This window comes from Halolamina salina (genome assembly GCF_042678005.1).
GTDB classification, from domain to species: Archaea; Halobacteriota; Halobacteria; order Halobacteriales; family Haloferacaceae; genus Halolamina; species Halolamina salina.
Map to the genome: position 1 here is coordinate 8,218 of NZ_JBHUDH010000120.1, position 1,564 is coordinate 9,781.

A 1,564-nucleotide genomic window follows, 5' to 3' on the forward strand; every position below is an offset into this window, starting at 1 on the left:
CGCCGCGGGCCGGCACCGGTCGCCGGCCCGCGGGGGAGGGGTGGGGACTCGGCGCTGCGCCGGGCTTCATGCCCGGCACACTGCGGTCGCAAGTGGTCAAACATCGAGATGCTGTCGCGGTTGCTGTTCCAGAAGTGTACGAACGAGATGCTGTCGCTATCGCTGTTGCTGTCTCAGAAGCCACCGAACCAGATGCTGTCGCCGTCGCTGCTGCTGTCTCAGAAGCTACTTCCCCCTACCACCCACCACTCCACTCATGCACACCGACATCGGCAACGCCCTCGGCGGCGACCCCGAACTCACCCGCGACGCCCTCGACGAACTGGACGCCGACGTGGCCGCGGCCCACGAACGCATCACCGACGCCATGGCCGACCGGGAGTTCGGCTACCGATCGCTGAACCTCCCCGAGACGGCCGACCCCGACGCGATCCGCAACGCCGTCGCCCCGTTCTCCGACAGCGAGGCGGTGCTCACGGTCGGCATCGGCGGCAGCGCGCTCGGCGCGGCGACGCTCTCGAACGCGCTCGAAAGCGACGTTGACGCCTACGTCCTCGACAACGTCGACCCCGAGCACACCACCCGGCTGCTCGACTCGCTCGATCTCTCCCGAACGGCCGTCAACGTCGTCTCGAACTCCGGCACCACGGCGGAGACGCTGTCGAACTTCCTCGTCGTCCGGGACGCGATGGAGCGAGCGGGCGTCGACTGGACCGAGCGGACGTTCGTCACCACGGGACCGGAGGGGAACCTCCGAAGCCTCGCCGAGAAGCACGACCTGCCCGCGCTCGACGTGCCCGAGGGCGTTCCGGGTCGCTTCTCCGTGCTCTCGACGGTCGGGCTCGCCGCCGCGGCGATTCAGGGCCACGACATCGAGGCCGTCCTCGCCGGTGCCGCCGACGAGCGCGACCGTCTCGCGGGGTCGCTGTACGACTCGCCCGCCTACGCCTACGGCGCGACCACCTACGCGCTGGCCGAGCGAGGCGCGCTGACGAACGCGTTCATGCCGTACGCGGAGTCGCTGGAGACGTTCGCGGAGTGGTTCGCGCAGTTGTGGGCCGAAAGTCTGGGGAAGGACGGGCAGGGCCAGACGCCCGCCCGCGCGCTCGGCGCGACCGACCAGCACTCACAGCTCCAACTGTACCGCGCCGGCCCGCGGGACAAGCTCGTCACGCTCGTCCGCCCGACCGAGCGCGCGGACCGCGGGATTCCCGAGACCGACTTGGAGGGGCTGTCCTACCTCGGCGGCCAGTCGCTCGGCACGCTGCTCGACGCCGAGTTCGAGGCCACGGAGGCGAGCCTCACGGCCGCGGACTGCCCGAACGTCCGGATCGAGATCGACCGCGTCGACGAGCGCGGGCTGGGCGAACTGCTGTTCGGGATGGAGGCCGCCTGCATCTGCTACGGCGAGCTCGCCGACCTCTCGACGTTCACCCAGCCCGCCGTGGAGTGGGGGAAGAAGGCCGCACGCGGCCTGCTCGGCGGCGGCGAGTTCGCGGAAGCCGACGCCGTCCGCGGGAAGGATCGGCTGGTCGTCGAGTAGCGGGCGACCGTCACCGCTTTG

At 70.7% G+C, this 1,564-nt stretch carries 1 protein-coding gene; it reads left to right on the forward strand.

All coding sequences use genetic code 11. From position 1 onward, the window contains the following. The first annotated feature begins 256 nt into the window (after positions 1-256). The gene (locus ACFR9S_RS10815; protein ID WP_379731434.1) at positions 257-1,543 is read left to right on the forward strand and encodes a glucose-6-phosphate isomerase; all 1,287 of its coding nucleotides are present in this window, start codon (positions 257-259) and stop codon (positions 1,541-1,543) included. Positions 1,544-1,564 lie beyond the last annotated feature (21 nt).

Bases quoted from the DNA above. Each gene is read 5' to 3' on its own strand.
- ACFR9S_RS10815 (WP_379731434.1), top strand. From the start codon at position 257: ATGCACACCGACATCGGCAACGCCCTCGGCGGCGACCCCGAACTCACC.